At 44.5% G+C, this 16274-nt stretch carries 15 protein-coding genes and 1 tRNA gene; 6 read left to right on the top strand and 10 right to left on the bottom strand.

Annotated elements, in window-relative coordinates:
- Position 1 precedes the first annotated feature (1 nt).
- Together KYS23_RS16420 and KYS23_RS16415 are read left to right on the top strand one after the other, a co-directional pair.
- Positions 2-77: transfer RNA gene (locus KYS23_RS16420), tRNA-Val, on the top strand.
- A gap of 411 nt (positions 78-488) precedes the next feature.
- Entirely contained in the window at positions 489-2114 is a 1626-nt protein-coding gene (locus tag KYS23_RS16415; RefSeq protein ID WP_218397889.1) for a response regulator, read from the top strand.
- On the opposite strand, the gene KYS23_RS16410 is transcribed toward KYS23_RS16415, so the two are convergent.
- Positions 2102-2629, bottom strand: coding sequence for a GNAT family N-acetyltransferase (locus tag KYS23_RS16410; protein ID WP_218397891.1), 528 nt, complete (start codon positions 2627-2629; stop codon positions 2102-2104). The genes KYS23_RS16415 and KYS23_RS16410 overlap by 13 nt on opposite strands.
- Positions 2630-2710: 81 nt before the next feature.
- Positions 2711-3679 (bottom strand): GTP 3',8-cyclase MoaA, encoded by a 969-nt coding sequence (moaA, locus tag KYS23_RS16405; protein WP_218397893.1) that lies wholly within the window; start codon positions 3677-3679, stop codon positions 2711-2713.
- Between the two features lie 300 nt (positions 3680-3979).
- On the opposite strand from moaA, the gene KYS23_RS16400 reads away from it, so the two are divergent.
- The 3 genes from KYS23_RS16400 (at position 3980) to KYS23_RS16390 (ending at position 7593) form a co-directional block, all read left to right on the top strand.
- Positions 3980-5782 (top strand): ABCB family ABC transporter ATP-binding protein/permease, encoded by a 1803-nt coding sequence (locus tag KYS23_RS16400; RefSeq protein WP_218419405.1) that lies wholly within the window; start codon positions 3980-3982, stop codon positions 5780-5782.
- Between the two features lie 174 nt (positions 5783-5956).
- Complete coding sequence (locus tag KYS23_RS16395) at positions 5957-6172, top strand: DUF3820 family protein (RefSeq protein ID WP_013784808.1); 216 nt, start codon at positions 5957-5959, stop codon at positions 6170-6172.
- A 218-nt stretch (positions 6173-6390) separates the two neighbouring features.
- A complete protein-coding gene (locus KYS23_RS16390; RefSeq protein ID WP_246604453.1) occupies positions 6391-7593 on the top strand; it encodes an MFS transporter in 1203 nt (400 codons plus the stop codon).
- Positions 7594-7688: 95 nt separating this feature from the next.
- Here the strand turns inward: KYS23_RS16390 and KYS23_RS16385 are convergent, their stop codons facing one another.
- From KYS23_RS16385 to KYS23_RS16370, 4 genes are all read right to left on the bottom strand, one after another.
- Positions 7689-9032: a class II 3-deoxy-7-phosphoheptulonate synthase gene (locus KYS23_RS16385; protein ID WP_159531331.1), complete on the bottom strand. Its 1344-nt coding sequence runs from the start codon at positions 9030-9032 to the stop codon at positions 7689-7691.
- An 85-nt stretch (positions 9033-9117) separates the two neighbouring features.
- Positions 9118-9891: an ATP-binding cassette domain-containing protein gene (locus KYS23_RS16380; RefSeq protein ID WP_159531333.1), complete on the bottom strand. Its 774-nt coding sequence runs from the start codon at positions 9889-9891 to the stop codon at positions 9118-9120.
- Complete coding sequence (locus KYS23_RS16375) at positions 9888-10856, bottom strand: FecCD family ABC transporter permease (RefSeq protein ID WP_201299259.1); 969 nt, start codon at positions 10854-10856, stop codon at positions 9888-9890. The genes KYS23_RS16380 and KYS23_RS16375 overlap by 4 nt, the downstream gene beginning before the upstream one ends.
- A gap of 2 nt (positions 10857-10858) precedes the next feature.
- Positions 10859-11326, bottom strand: a complete 468-nt coding sequence (locus tag KYS23_RS16370; protein ID WP_159531335.1) for a low molecular weight protein-tyrosine-phosphatase — start codon at positions 11324-11326, stop codon at positions 10859-10861.
- A gap of 94 nt (positions 11327-11420) precedes the next feature.
- Here KYS23_RS16370 and pepE point away from each other — a divergent pair, with 94 nt between their 5' ends.
- Entirely contained in the window at positions 11421-12143 is a 723-nt protein-coding gene (gene pepE, locus KYS23_RS16365) for a dipeptidase PepE (protein ID WP_218397895.1), read from the top strand.
- On the opposite strand, the gene bioD is transcribed toward pepE, so the two are convergent.
- Genes bioD through bioB form a run of 4 tightly spaced genes read right to left on the bottom strand, consistent with a single transcriptional unit; the run spans position 12114 to position 16184 of the window.
- Positions 12114-12785: a dethiobiotin synthase gene (bioD, locus tag KYS23_RS16360; protein WP_218397897.1), complete on the bottom strand. Its 672-nt coding sequence runs from the start codon at positions 12783-12785 to the stop codon at positions 12114-12116. The two genes, pepE and bioD, sit on opposite strands and share 30 nt — an antisense overlap.
- Positions 12782-13669, bottom strand: a complete 888-nt coding sequence (locus KYS23_RS16355; RefSeq protein ID WP_218397898.1) for a methyltransferase domain-containing protein — start codon at positions 13667-13669, stop codon at positions 12782-12784. Before KYS23_RS16355 ends, bioD begins: the two co-directional genes overlap by 4 nt.
- On the bottom strand, positions 13666-15066 hold the full coding sequence (locus KYS23_RS16350) for an aminotransferase class I/II-fold pyridoxal phosphate-dependent enzyme (RefSeq protein ID WP_218419403.1): 1401 nt from the start codon (positions 15064-15066) through the stop codon (positions 13666-13668). The genes KYS23_RS16355 and KYS23_RS16350 overlap by 4 nt, the downstream gene beginning before the upstream one ends.
- A complete protein-coding gene (bioB, locus tag KYS23_RS16345; RefSeq protein ID WP_013784818.1) occupies positions 15066-16184 on the bottom strand; it encodes a biotin synthase BioB in 1119 nt (372 codons plus the stop codon). The genes KYS23_RS16350 and bioB overlap by 1 nt, the downstream gene beginning before the upstream one ends.
- Positions 16185-16274: the final 90 nt, after the last annotated feature.

The raw sequence follows: 16274 nt of genomic DNA, 5'->3' as shown, positions 1-16274 counted from the left end.
CGGACGCTTAGCTCAGTTGGGAGAGCATCGCCCTTACAAGGCGAGGGTCACTGGTTCAAGCCCAGTAGCGTCCACCATCTTTCTTATCTTCATACAATAAAATATCACTGGTTCAACAACTTCGTTGCGAACCACAGCAGTCGTCCACCACTCTCTTTATCTTTATAAAATCAAAAATCACTGGTTCAATAACTTCGTTACGAGCCACAGCAGCGCCCACCATCTCTCTTTATCTTTATACAATCAAAAATCACTGGTTCAACAACTTCGTTGCGATAACTTCGTTACGATAACTTCGTTAGGAACCACAGCAGACGTCCACCACTCTTTCAAAAGAAAACTTACTTCCCCCTGCCCTCTACCTGTTTTTCATGCCATGCATCGCAATCTTAAAGACCCTATTTAACGATGGTGATAGGTTAATTAATCAACTAAACTCTGATTAGGTTGTTTACACAAGTAAGCATTGACGCATATACGAGGTTGTAATGAACCTACAGTTGGCTAGACAAACCCGTTTATTAATAGCGGAAGATCAGGCTTTGGCAAAAAGTCATATAAAATATGCTTTGGAGCAGCTTGGCTTCCAACATATTGATTATGTAGATCGTGCCGCGTATGCCCTTACCTCACTTCGCACCCGGCAGTACGATGTTATCGTTTGCGCTTATGACTTAAGGCACGAACAAGGCGGCTACAATTTATTCGAGCAACTGAAAACTGAAAAAATTATTCCTCTTACTACCGGCTTCATTTTTACCAGTGCCGACACTGCTATAGATGTGGTCCATGCCATCATCGAACTGCAACCCGATGAATTCTTAGCAAAACCATTTTCCGTCAACGAACTAGATAAACGACTTAGTAAAGTCGTCACTCATAAAAAGGTGTTTCATGATGTATATCGTTACATGGATGACCAGAATCCCGAGCAAGCACTTAAAGAATTAGAGTTTATTTTAGTTGAACCTAAAAATGCTGAGCACTTCCCATTAGCACTTAAAACTAAGGGCGACTTATTGTTATTGAATAGCCAGTTTGAAAACGCGAAGCTTTTTTACCAATCAATCATCAATATTCAAAATTTTACGTGGGCAAAGCTCGGCCTCGTTCAATGCTATATCCACCTAGATGAGTTTGATGATGCAGAAAAAGATCTTATTAAGCTAGCGCTGCAACCAGAAAGTATGCTGAGTGCATACGATTTATTGGCCGAGTTGCAAATTAAGCTAGAAGCCTATGATGAAGCACTAGAATGTGTAAATGTAGCCAGTGACATTTCACCTCGAAATGTCATGCGCCATATTACTGCGGTGCAACTCGCGAGGCTAACCCACGACTATGAAGGGCAATTTAATAGCGCTAAAAAAGTGGTTCGTTTCGGTAAAAACTCGGTACACGATACCCCAGAGATGTACTTGTCTGTTGCTAGGGCGGGTATTGATTTTGCGATGACGGCAGAAACCTCACAAACAAACAAAATTATTAAACAATCCAATGAATATCTACGCCAATTGAAAAGCGCCTACCCAAAGGTGAATCTCGATCATCAGCTCCACGTTATTAGCGCCCGTATTCACTATCTAAAAGATGAAAATGATAAAGCAAAAGATCTGCTCGACGCCCTAGATACTGATAACCTAGAAGACCAATCTGTCGAAACGTTATTAGACTCGGCAAAAGCCTTCCACGACTTGGGGTTAAGAGGAAGCGCCCTCAAATTACTCGACAAGGCGACGTTACGACAAAAAGAGCTGGATGCGCCAAATAGTTTACTCAGCCGTTATATTAATCAAGAAGTAGAGGAGAAAACGGCAATATCAATCAGCCCTAAAAACCTTAATGACGTGGCCGTCGTGCAATATAAGCGTGGCGAATTAATGAAATCTTACCAAACCTTTGAGCAAGCATTCAGGGTTATGCCCCGCAACCCTGCCATTGCGTTAAACCTACTTCAAGCGTCAGCAATGCGGCGTTCCCGTGAAGGAAAAGCAGAAGCCAGTATGAATGCGGTAATGAAGAAGTGCCGCTTTACGCTGGAAAGTGCTTCTTTATCTGAAGAACAAAGCCAACGCTATGAAACGGTTAAAGGGCTGTTAGATCAAGTAGTGTAAACCACTACCTTTTCTTGGTAGAGATTATCTTTATATTCAACTTCGTGACTAAAACTCATGCCTAGTTTTTCCATCACTTTGATGGAATTTAGATTTTCAGGTTTTGCCATAGCACAAAATTTGTCGATACCAATTTGATACAGGGCGTCTTTCACTTGTATCGCAGCCTCAGTGGCATATCCCCGCCCCCAGCTAGCTTGTTTGAAACGCCAACCAAGTTCAATATTATCAATCTCAGGTTCTTTTGTGAAAAAGCCAAAAGGTCGAACTAAAACCCAACCGATATCCTCTTCACTCTCTTTTTCTTGCACTCGCCATAACCCCCAACCTAGAGCAGGGTTTGAATACGCTTGAAAGCGTGGTACGAACGTGTTGGTAATATCTTCACGAGATGTTTTTTTACCACCACTTATAAATCGCATTACATCTTCGTCTTGGTCAAGCTCCCAAAGGAACTCAACATCAGCATCGGTGATATAATGGAAAGACAGACGCGCACTATCTTCAATAAACATAGACTTCCCTTTCTTATCGTTATTTTTACGAGCCACTTTATACTAGTGCTTTCGTATTTTTTGGCGCAACAAACGTAACTGTTAGCCGCCTAACATGGCTAAATGCTTCGTTGCCCCTGTGTTGCCTTCATGTAAAAAATGCGTCGCATGCTTTTCACCTAAACACTCGACTAAGAACTGTTGTAGCCCTACTACATCTTGGTCAGCTAATAGATGTCGCATATCAATGCCGTGCTCACTAAATAGGCACAAATGTAATTTACCATTTGCCGCAACGCGAAGTCGATTACAGCTTTTACAAAAATCTTTGCTGTACGGCATTATGAGGCCAATTCTACCCGCATAATCAGGGTGATAAAATTCCTGCGCCGGCCCGGCATCTTTGCGCCTAACCATGGGTTGCCATCCAGCATCTATAAGCGTTTGCTTAAGTGGTGTTCCACCTTGATGCTGCGCTTTGAAAAATTTAGTGGTATCGCCGGTTTCCATCAATTCAATAAACCGCAATGTGACAGGCATGGTTTTCAGCCAATCAAGGAAGCGATTCAACCTAGCATCAGAAAAGTCATTTAACAGCACCGAATTTACTTTTACATCAAGACCGGCCTCAACCGCAGCATCGAGCCCAGCTAAAACCTGCTTCAATTTATCTTGCCCAGTTATTGCGGCAAACTGCCTGGGATCTAAGCTATCAATACTGACATTCACTTGGTGTAAACCCGCCTGCTTCCAAGCGGCAGCATATTCAGCCATACGGCCACCATGGGTGGTCATGGCCACGCGCTTAATACCAGGTGTATTTGCCGTTGCGCTTAAAATATCAAGAAAGTCGCGGCGAAGTGTTGGCTCGCCGCCTGTAAGCCGGACTTTTGTTGTACCCAACCCTGAAAACGCGCTCAATAGCGTGTTGATTTCGCTTAAGGAAAGAAAATGCTCACTAGAAGGACCTTGATAACCGTCAGGCAAACAATACTGACAGCGAAAATTACACGCCTCCGTTACTGATAAACGCAAATAATGGAATTGTCGTCCAAAGCTATCTTCTAACAAATTTTCTCCCTTAAGGGCTACGTGAAACAAATAGTGTGGTTAAATAGACTATGATGTCTTTGAGCCAGTTTACGCGGCTGCAAATAAGAATGAAATGCTCGATAACGCATAAATTAGAACGTTTTATCGTACCGTTGCCTTATTTATCTTAAATAAATATAACGGTTCACCGTAGACGATTTAGTTTAGAGTTCGTTAATCTACCATAATTCACCTTTGTACAGAGGCTTTCCTTCCTGCCTTCCGCTAGCGTCATCGTTTTACAACGTCACAAATATGCAGTGAGAACATAATTACACCATGCGAAAAAATCGATTCCCGCTAAACGAGAATGAGCCTATCAAATGGCAAGTGCTCAAACAGTTATGGCCTTATCTTCTTGAGTTCAAAGGTCGGGTAGCATTAGCGCTACTGTGCTTAGTCGCTGCCAAACTTGCCAGCATTGGTCTACCCTATGTACTCAAATACACGGTAGATAGTTTAAATGGTGATGTGGAAGCATTGGCCATTGCCGTGCCTATCAGCTTAATTATTGCGTATGGCGCACTTAGGCTCACCAATGTTTTACTTGGCGAAGTAAGAGATACTCTGTTCGGGCGTGTTACCGAACGTGCTATGCGCCGGCTAGGTTTAAAGGTATTTAATCATCTGCACAATCTAGATTTAGGTTTCCATTTAAACCGCAGAACGGGCGGCTTATCCAGAGATATAGAACGTGGCACAAACGGCGTAAGTTTCTTAATGCGGTTTATGGTGTTCAATATTGTGCCTACCCTTTTAGAGATTGGCTTAGTCGTGGTATTGCTATTGATTCAGTTTGGCTGGTCGTTTGCGATGATCATTGTGGTCAGTGTCATCAGCTATGTCATGTTTTCGATGAAAGCCACCGATTGGCGCACGCGATTTGTGCAGCAAATGAATGAAGCCGACTCCACCACCAACTCACGCGCGGTAGACAGCTTACTTAACTTTGAAACCGTAAAGTATTTCAACAATGAGCGCTTCGAAGCAAATCGATACGATACAGATTTAGCTGGCTGGGAAAAAGCCAGGCGTAAAAATCGGTTATCACTGTTTGCCTTAAATGGCGGACAGGCCAGCATTATTGCCCTAGCAATGACAGCCATGATGGCGAATGCAGCTTATGGCGTAATGGAAGGCGAGATGACCATTGGTGATTTCGTGCTAATTAACGCCTTCACCATGCAAATATTTATGCCCCTCAATTTCTTGGGCTTTGTGTATCGGGAAATCCGTGGCTCGCTAGCGAACATTCAAAACTTGTTTTCCCTGCTATCCCAAAAACCTGCAATTGAAGATAAACCCAATGCTACCCACCTCTCAGCAAAACAGGCCAACATACGTTTTACTAACGTTCAATTTCACTATCAGCAAGCACGGCCTATTTTAAAAGGAATCAGCTTCGAGGTGCCATCAGGCGCTAAGATTGCTGTGGTTGGCGAAAGTGGTGCGGGAAAATCCACCATCATGAAGTTGCTGTTTCGTTTTTACGACCCCACCGAGGGTGGCATTTTCATAAACGGGCAGGATATTCGCGAACTTAGCCAACACAGTTTACGAAGCCATATCGGTATTGTTCCACAAGATACCGTGTTGTTTAATACATCCTTGGTAGAAAATATCCGTTACGGCAACCCTGATGCTAGCGACGAAGAAGTTACTCATGCTATTAAGCTTGCGCATTTAACCCAATTTGTTGAAAGCTTGCCAGACGGACTAGACACAACAGTAGGCGAACGTGGGCTAAAGCTCTCTGGCGGTGAAAAACAGCGAGTTGCCATCGCCCGTGCGCTGTTAAAAGGTGCGCCAATTATGATATTCGACGAAGCGACCTCTTCGTTAGACAGTCAATCAGAGCAAGCGATATTAGGTGCGCTACGAGACGCCGCAAAAGGCCACACTAGCTTGGTTATTGCGCATAGACTTTCTACTATCGTCGATGCCGATACCATCTTAGTGTTAAGCAAGGGCATGATTGCCGAACATGGCACCCACGAGACTCTTTTAGCACAACAAGGTATATACAATAGGCTGTGGGCTACTCAGCAGCGAGATTCAAATCATGAAAGTATGGGCCAGTGAAGACTAAAAAAGTGATGAGGCTTGTGGCTCTTACCCAATGTACTCATCTGGTATATTCGACATTTATATTCAAAGCGTGAACACAAGCGCGTATACCTGTTCATCGCAGACGAGAATATTGGCACCTTGTAGGCACACTAACAACCTAACGACATTAAAGTGATTTTGAGCAATATGGATCCAGAAGCAATAAAAAGTGCAATCAACCAAACCATGCCATTCGGAAAGTATGCAGGACGGCGCCTGTTTCACCTACCAGAACCTTATTTAGTTTGGTTTAACAAACAAGGTTTTCCCGAAGGAAAGCTGGGGCAGCAACTCGCGCTCATGTACGAAATTAAACTAAATGGATTAGAGTCAGTTGTTGAGCCACTCCTTAATGACGACTAAGTTCGGTTCACTATTTTATTTTTAATGGTGCATAACAAGTAAGCGCTTAACCCACTCTATTATCCTACTACGAGTTTTTATGCGCTGTGAATGACACACCTCAAAAGATAACTTATGCAAAACCGGGATTAATTAAACACAAATCCATCATTTCTGTAATAAATAAAAACACCATAAAATACCTCCATTAACAGCTCACACAACATGTAGATATTATTATGGATACCAAATCATCCCCCTCTCTCACAACAGGTAAATTGTTGCTCATGTCGAGCGCGGTAGCGGCTACCGTTGCTAATCTATATTACAATCAACCTATATTGCCGCAAATAGGCAAAGATCTGGGGCTAAGTACCCACCAGCTCGGTGCTATTCCGTCTGCTGGCCAGATTGGATATGCTGCGGCCTTGTTATTTCTATCTCCTTTGGGCGACACCGTATCCCGTAAAACGATAATTGGTTTACTGTCTCTTTTACTTGTTATCGCTTCTCTCGTGGCATTTTCAACAACTAGCTTATTTATGCTCGTTGCCGCCTGTTTCACAATTGGTCTTGGGGCCAATATTACGCAACAAATCATTCCATTCGCGGCGTCCTTAAGTACCCCAGAGAATAAAGGGAAAGTTATCGGTACTATCATGACAGGGCTAACCGTGGGCATATTATTGTCTAGAACCGTAAGTGGGTTTGTAGGAGAGTTCTTTAATTGGCGCGCGGTGTTTCTCATGTCAGCACTACTAGCTACATGTTTTGGCATCTTGCTCCATTTATACTTACCTGCGAATAAACCCGCCAGCACAATGCCTTATCCCAAGTTAGTATTAAGTATGATTTCGCTAATAAAACAACATGCTGCGCTTCGTCAGTCTGCGTTAACCGGAAGCTTGTGGTTCGCTGCGTTTAACGCCTTGTGGGCTACCTTAGCTTTACATGTTCATGAGTCTCCTTTTAACTACAATGCGCAACAAGCGGGGCTTTTTGGTGTAGTGGCATTGGCAGGTATTGTGGGTGCAAAAGTATCGGGGAGCTTGGTAAACAAAGTGGGCGTTCGCAATATGATAAATATAGCGTTGGGGCTTATCTTTCTTGGGTTTACTATTTCAGGTTTGTTCGGTGAAAACTTATGGGGGTTAATTGTAGGTATAGTTCTTATCGATCTGGGGATATTCAGTGCCCAAGTGTCCAACCAAGTTCGCGTATTTTCAATCGACCTTTCAGCGCAAAGTCGAATAAATGGTATTTACATGCTGGGGTATTATCTCGGTGGTGCACTAGGCTCTTATACTGGCCTCATTGCGTTTAACACATTTTCTTGGTTCGGTGTGGTTGTGGATAGCCTAGCATTTGTTAGTAGTGCGTTATTCGTTAATAATTTGAATCGCTTGTGCATAAAGAATCTTCATTCTCATACTAGCGTTTAGTGCTGTGCACATAGGTGATGATTTAATCTAAAGGTCAGACAAAAAAAGGGTAAGTCGACATGCGATTTACCCTTTTCACTCTGTTTTGCTAACGCTTATGCGTTGCGCAAATGGTCTGCAACTAAGAATGCCATTTCAAGTACTTGATCGGCGTTTAGTCTAGGATCGCATTGAGTTTTGTACGCTTGTGCTAAGTCTTCATCACTAATTTCATACGCACCGCCAGTGCACTCGGTCACGTGTTGGCCTGTCATTTCAAGGTGAATACCACCAGCATGCGTGCCTTCATCGTTATGTGCTTGGAAGAACTGTTTAATTTCACGCAAAATGGCATCAAAATTACGAGTTTTATAACCGCTTGATGCAGAGAACGTATTTCCGTGCATGGGGTCTGAACTCCATACTACGTGTCTACCTTCTGCTTTAACGCGACGTAATAAACGCGGCAAGTTATCAGCTAGGTTATCAGCCCCCATACGGGTAATTAACGTCAGCCTACCAGGGTCGTTATTCGGGTTTAGTGCATCAATCAAACGAATAAGTTCATCTTCTTCCATGCTAGGCCCAACTTTCACACCAATAGGGTTGTGAATACCACGGAAGAACTCAATGTGAGCATGGTCTAGCTGACGGGTACGCTCACCAATCCAAATCATATGCGCAGAACAATCGTAAGGCTTGCCAGTTAGTGTATCAATTCGTGTTAGGGCTTGTTCATAGTTAAGCAGCAATGCTTCATGCGACGTAAACAACGAGGTTTCATGTAAAGTTGGGCTAGATTGCGAATTAATGCCAATCACGTCCATGAACGACAATGTATCTTGAATACGCACAGCCATATCGTGGTAGCGTTCTTTTAGCGGGTTGTTTTCAACGAAAGCCATATTCCAACGGTTTACTTCGTGAAGGTCGGCCAAACCACCTTGAGAAAAAGCGCGAAGTAAATTAAGCGTCGATGCACTGCGGTGGTACGCCTCAATCAAACGGTTTGGATCTGGGCGGCGAGCGGCTTCGTTAAACTCGAAACTATTAATAATATCGCCGCGGTAGCTTGGCAGTGTAACACCATCGCGGGTTTCAAAATTTGATGAACGAGGCTTAGCATATTGACCCGCCATACGAGCCACTTTGGTGACTGGGCAACGGCCTGCAAAGGTTAAAACAATAGCCATCTGAAGCAATACTTTAAACGTATCGCGAATTTTTGGCGCATTAAATTCGTCGAACGATTCGGCGCAGTCACCGCCTTGAAGCAGAAAACCTTTACCTAAACTAACCTCACCAAGTTGACGGCGAAGATCACGGGCTTCAGCGGCAAAAACCAGCGGAGGATATGTACTTAGCGTGTGCTCTACTTGTTTAAGTTGTGCCGCATCATCGTACTCTGGTTGTTGAAGGATAGGTTTTTGCCTCCAACTGTCTACTTGCCAATTACTCAAGGGGTTCTCCTGATTTAAATGTTTTTTACGTTTAGGCAAACGTTAATCTCATTGTGTGTGAGCGCTTATCTGTATGCGCGCTACTTTACCACATTTGATCTAATACAATAGGTGCGCAAACTTGAATATCTAGAAAGTCGTCGCGCTTATTCACTGCAAAATGACAATCAAAGGTATGTTCTAGGTTTTTGACTGACAATACCGACTCGGGCAAACCGAAACTTACGCTCGTACCGAGTTTCATTAGCAGTACTGTATTACTATAGTTTGCGCTTAATAAAATGTCATGACTGCTTAGCACTAAGGTATTCCCTTTATTGCATAAGGTTTGAAACAGCGCCATCAGCGCATATTGGTGTCGAATATCCACCCCTTGCAAGGGTTCATCTAATAGCAAAATCGCTTCGCCCCGCTTAATGGCAGGCCAAACTTGCAGTAATGTGCGGCAAATTTCAACACGCTGGCGCTCCCCACCTGAAAGTCTATTTAAGGGCGTAGGAAAAAAACCGGTTACTTCCAGTGTGGCTTCTAGCAAATTGGGAAGTTCAAACACGGTTTCACTTGAAAAAAACGAAAGGTATTCTTTTACAGAGACCGCAAACACAGCTTCACTTTGCTGTGCCAATAAGGTTCTAAATGTCGACAATACACTTAAAGGCCATTGATGTAGGGGTTGTTCTAGCAGCAAAGCCTCGCCATGTTCAGCGGCTAATACGCCAGCCATTATCGATAACAGGGTAGATTTTCCTGCACCATTCGGGCCTAAAATATGTACGCAATCGCCTTGATTGATATCAAGGGTAATATTAGTTAAACGCTTTTTCACATAAATATCGCGCAATGAAATAACTGGGTTCATCGAAGCTGCCCCTTCATTAATGCCCAAATGAGTAAGGGGCCGCCTAAGGTGGCAGTGATCATAGATACAGGCAGGGTTATCGCACGAGTAAGTTCAGACATGAGCACCACAATAAGTAATAAACTGGCGCCACATAACGCGCTTGCGGGTAACAGTATTCTATTGTCATGGCCAAGAATAAGCCGAAGAATGTGCGGCACTAACAGCCCAACAAAGGCAATAGCCCCCGCAATAGACACCGCCGCTCCTACCCCTACGGCGGTAGCAATAAGGCTACGTTCGGTAAGTTGTTGCACATGCACGCCGCTGCTTAACGCGGCTAAATCACCAGCATACAGACGATTGAATTTGGCAGATTGACGTATTTGATACCACAAACTCCCTATAATAAGTGGGCCACTTACCCACAAAATAGGCCACGTGGTTTGATACACACTTCCCATCAGCCAAAATGTTAGGTTACGCAAGGATTGGGCATCACTAAACATGTACATCCAAGCAATAACAGCCCCACTCAAGGTAGAGATAGCAATGCCAGATAAAATAACAGCAACCGCTGAACCCAGAAGTTTTCTTGCAAGGCGATAGATAACAAACGTTGTTATTAATGCACCAATGAAGCAGCCTAGAGGCAATATATAATGGAGATAAGGCTGTGCCCACAAAGGGGTGAGTAATAACAGGGTTGCAGCCACTAAGCTGGCGCCGCTAGTGATACCGATAATACCTGGGTCTGCCAGCGGATTGCGTAATACTATTTGAAGGGTAGCACCACTGACTGCCAATACACTACCGACTAAAACGGCGGTAATGATAAGCGGAATTTGAAGCTGTAGTGTGATGTGTTGTTTTAATGCCGTGGGTGAATCGGTTAGCCATACCGTGGCTAACACGCCAACGGTGAGCAGGAAGGTAACACCACAAAGTAGGAAGGTAGCAGCCCTTCCCTTTAACACAGTGTGCATATCTAGCTCTGTTGAATATGTGCGATTAGCCCGTCAGAGGCCTCTTCAATTAAATCTAACACTAATTCAAAGCCCCGTTTTCCGCCATAATAAGGGTCGGGAACTTCCTTATCTTCACTGTCAGCGAAGTCTAAGAACAAGTGAATTTTTTCGTGGTGTTCCGGCGCGGACATTTCACGTAGATTGTCTAGGTTGCTATTATCCATTGCCAGAATGTAGTCGTACTTTTCGAAGTCTTTTTCATCTACCCGCCTACACTTTAAGCCTTTGAAGCTATAACCACGCTCCACGCCAACCGCTTGCGAGCGTTTATCTGGTTGTTTGCCAATGTGATACCCATGGGTTCCTGCAGAGTCTATGTCTAGTTTTAAGCCAGCTCGAGCAGCCTTAGCAAGAAACACAGCTTCGGCCGTAGGTGAACGGCAAATGTTACCCAAGCAAACGAATAACACCGATGTGTTCTGACCCATATAAAAATTCCTTTAAAACCAATAACGGCACTAAGCTAAACTTTATGTTAACTTTCACGTAAATAACGCCGTTTAAAAAAATTGTGGAGCAGTAATGACCGCACATGTATTAATGTTAAGTAGTTCTCGTCAGGGCGACGAAGCGTACCTTGAACATGCGAGAAGCCTTATTCTTGCACACTTAGGTGGCATTCGCGACCTACTATTTATTCCCTACGCAGCAGTGACACAAAGCTACGACAACTATGTATCAGCTGTCGCAACAGCCTTGCCAGAATGTAAAGTGACAGGGCTTCATACCTTTGATAACCCTGTACAGGCAATCAAAAATGCAAAGGCAAATAATCAAGCCATTGTAGTAGGCGGCGGAAATACCTTCCATTTGATGCATACTATATACCAACAAAACTTATTGGAACCACTTCAGCACGCCATTGCTGAAGGCACGCCATATATTGGCTGGAGTGCCGGCTCTAATATTTGTGGGCAAAGCATTCGTACAACTAATGATATGCCAATTGTTGAGCCAGAAAGCTTTAATGCGCTCAATGTAGTCCCTTTTCAGTTGAATCCGCACTACAGCGATTATCACCCGCCGGGGCACAATGGTGAAACACGTGATCAGCGATTGGCTGAATTTACGGTGCTAAACCCCACCACCCCCGTGGTAGCCATTCGTGAAGGTACCGCTCTTTCTTTGTCTAAGCAGCAATTAACACTGGTGGGTGAGAAAGGCGGGTTTATCTTTTTAGGTAATGAAAAACGCCCAATAGCGCAAAATGAAGATTTAACAGAGCTTATGAATAGCAGCCGTTAAGGCATCTTTACTTGGCGCGCTTGAAAAAGGCACTTCCAGCAATAAGGGCGCTGGCATAACGTTTTTAAGCGTAGCCAAATTGTCATTGTATCTAGACATACAACCGGTGATATCGTTAGCTACCCAACCTACAATATTAAGCCCGTCATTTTGAATTGCTTGCGCGGTAAGCAATGCATGGTTTAAACAGCCCAGCTTCATACCCACCACTAAAATCACGTCCATTTTTAAGTCGCTAACCACATCTGAAAGAAACAGCGTATCGGTTAACGGTAATCGCCAACCTCCCGCTCCTTCCATCAACAAAAGATCTGGAGTCTCTTGTTGCAGGCGAACTAGCCCTTCAATCACAGCTTCACTGGTTAATGTTACGCCCGCTTCTTTAGCTGCGATGTGCGGCGCAATCGGCGGAACAAACGTAATAGGATTGATAGTACTGATAGGCAGTTTAATACTACTTGCTTGCTGAATTTCAGATGCGTCTTCGTTTACCCAGTCGTTTCCCACTTTTTCACAGCCTGCCGAAATAGGTTTATAACCTAAGCTCGTTTTTTGCTCACTTTCAGCGGCTTTTAGTAGGTGACAGGTAACGTAGGTTTTACCTACTTCGGTATCGGTTCCGGTAATGAAATACTGCTTCATGGTTTCTCTATTCTGAAATGACACACTTTGTAAGTAAGGGGTAGCACGCCATCGACAGCGCTAATATTTTTATAGGCCAACGACAATTTCTTAATGTCACTGCGCGAAAGGGATTGCTGTTTAGCCCCCGTAGTTCCCGCCCCAACGTTTTTAATTGAACGAAGTAAAGAAAGTACATCTTGGTGCTCATCAACATAATCTTTATTAATAAGACGGCTAACCCGCAGCCCAGCCCCAAGAAACGAATTAAGCCACAACCTAGCTTCAGGCAAACGCGTAACCGCAGCAGGTAATTGGGCAACACTTCTCGCTTTATGAAGCTCAGAAAAAGAACCACTCACCATAATGGCAATTTCTGCCATTCCCGATGGCTTAAGTACTCGATAAAGTTCGCTAGCCACTGCTTGCGGGCTGTTACACCACTGCAATGCCATAGAGGAAAATACCGTACTAAAGCAGTTATTTTGAAACGGTAGCGACTGCGCTGAACCCTGCTTGAAATTAATATCAGGGAAGCGGGCCTGTGCGTTGTGTACCATGCCTGGTGCAATATCTACCCCCGTGACGTTTGCGCCACGTTGTTGCAGCGCATCACTATGGGTTCCCGTTGCACAGCCAACATCAAGTACGTCACCATGTAAGGAAATAGGTAAGTTGTTTAACCCTGCCTGCGCAATTTCGGCCTGAATATGCGCTTCGTTATCGTACTTATCTGCGGCTTTTGAAAATTGCTTCGCGACCACCGCCTCGCTTATACCGCTTTCTGATTGTGGGTCTAATAGACCATCAGAGTGACTAGCAGCATGCACTGCAACTGCGCCCTGTTGGTAAAACGGTTGAGAAACCGGCTGTGGCGCTTGTTTAGCCAAGGATTGCGGGCTCATAATGTCGACTCCATCGCTAGGGCAATAGCATCAACAAGTACGTCTATATCTTGCTGGGTATGGGTAGCGCTTAGTGTAATGCGCAATCGGTCTTCCCCTTTTGGTACGGTAGGATAGCGAATAGCAGGTATCCATATGCCTCGGGCTTTTAGCGCATCACTTAATGCTAAAGCGCGCTCAGGGCTGCCTACAATAATAGGTTGTATTGCGCTATGTGAATTAGCCAAGACCAGAGCATGATGGGTATTTGACGAATCTTGGTTCAACGGTTTTTTTATTGTCGAAGCTTTGATTGACGAAGCTTTGGTTGACGAAGCTTTGTTCGATGACGCTTTGAGTGTGTATCCATTTTCGTCTTCGCTGTCATCATTGCTACGACGTGCACTCCCGATTTGGGCACTAAACCGTTCGCGAAAATACGCGACATTGTGATTCAACGCGTCGGTTCGACTCGAATCAGCAGCAATGTGCGTTAACGAATATAATGTTGCTACTGCTTGGGCCGGCGGCATGGCAGTGGAATAGACATAATGCTTGGCAAAGTTGACTAGGTAATCAATGAGCGCTTGGCTTCCAGCTATAAACGCACCGGCGGTTCCCACGGCTTTGCCAAAGGTACCCATCACTATAGGTACGTCGGTTTGAGATAACGCCTGCGCTTCAATGCTTCCCAGTCCGTTTTCACCTAATACGCCCATACCGTGTGCATCGTCTACCATTAGCCATGCTTTGTTTTGCTTTGCTACACCCGCCATATCACGAAGGGGGGCGCTGTCGCCGTCCATACTGAATACACCTTCAGTGACTATTAGCTTGTCACTGTTATTGGTTGTATCCGCCTTGTTCAGTAAATTAGCTAATAAATTGGATAGGTGAGCTAGATCGTTATGCCTAAAGCGACGCAACTTGGCCTTGGTTGCCATAGCGCCTTCAAGGAAGGACGCATGCATAAGCCGATCGGCAAAAATTTCACCGGTATGCTTACTGCCGGCCGCGGCACTTGGGTTTTGATGATTAGCGCCTTGATGATTATCACGACTAAATAGCGCCATGCATAATGCCTGGTTAGCCGCGAAACCCGAATTAAACAATAACGCAGCGTCTCGATTTAAACCGTCAGCGATGTACGCTTCAAGAGCCAAATGTGCTTGGGTATGGCCCGTTACCAACGGCGACGCGCCGCTGCCACCGCCAAATTGCGCCAAGCCTTCTACCCAGCTTTGCAACACACCTTCATGATGGCGCATGCCAAGGTAATCATTGCTAGCAAAATTCAAATAGTGCTCACCATCAATACAGATAATGTTGTCTTTTTCGTACTGCTGGCATACCCGCTTACGCAGGTAACCTTGCTGAGCCCGCTCACTTAAGCGGGCTTCAAGCCAATCGAAGGCCATTATGCCTCCGCGGGCTGCTGTTTCTGTTTACGCGGTGCACTAGCGTCGTAAAATAAATCGCTAGCATCAGAGCCTTGCTCTTGTTGCTGTGCAATTTCTTCTTCCAACACTTGCTGATGTGCTTCATCAGAAAAATCGCGAGTTCGCTCGGTGTTTATACCCAACTTTTTAAACAAAATAACATCTTCGTGGGTGTCTGGGTTAGACGTAGTCAGCAACTTACAACCATAGAAAATAGAATTAGCACCCGCCATAAAACACAGCGCTTGCATCTGTTCATTCATGGCTTCGCGACCAGCAGATAAACGCACATGAGATTTAGGCATCATGATACGGGCTACTGCGATGGTGCGGATAAACTCGAAATAATCTAAATCTTCTAAACTGGCTAGTGGCGTACCTTTTACTTTAACCAACATGTTAATGGGTACACTTTGAGGTTGTTCCGGCAAGTTCGCTAATTGAATCAATAAGCTGGCTCTGTCGCCTGCAGTTTCGCCCATACCCACAATACCGCCAGAACACACATTCATGCCTGCCGCGCGCACGTTTTCAAGGGTGTTTAGTCTGTCTTGATAGGTACGAGTGGTAATGATATCGCCGTAGTATTCAGGCGAGGTATCAAGGTTATGGTTGTAATAATCTAGACCAGCCTGTTTAAGCGCTACCGCTTGGTCGCGGGTTAACATGCCAAGTGTCATGCAGGTTTCAAGACCAAGTTGTTTAACCTCTTCCACCATTTTTACAATATAAGGCATATCTCTGTCACGTGGGTTACGCCACGCAGCACCCATACAAAAACGAGTAGAGCCTACTTGCTTGGCTTCTTTTGCTCGTTCAATCACTTTTTCGATTTCAAGCAAACGCTCTTTTTCTAAGCCGGTATCGTAACGCGCGCTTTGCGGACAGTATTTACAATCTTCCGGGCATGCACCGGTTTTAATCGACAACAAGGTGCTTACTTGTACTTCGTTTGGATTGAAGTGTTGTCTGTGAACTACCTGCGCTTGAAACAGCAAGTCGTTAAATGGCAAGGCATAAAGCGCCTCTACTTCGGCTTGTGACCAATCGTGACGAATTGTATTATTTTGCGCGTCAGGCGCTGAAGCCAGAGTCATTGACTGTCCTTTACTAATTAAGAATGCTGGCTTAGTCTATGCTCCAAACACGAGTTGTCAACTCTGACCATTTCAAAAGCTTTACTAACG

The organism is Alteromonas lipotrueae (assembly GCF_019249255.1).
Lineage (GTDB): Bacteria > Pseudomonadota > Gammaproteobacteria > Enterobacterales > Alteromonadaceae > Alteromonas > Alteromonas lipotrueae.
Note: the sequence above shows the minus strand (reverse complement) of the source record. Positions and strands in the feature narration are given on the sequence as shown.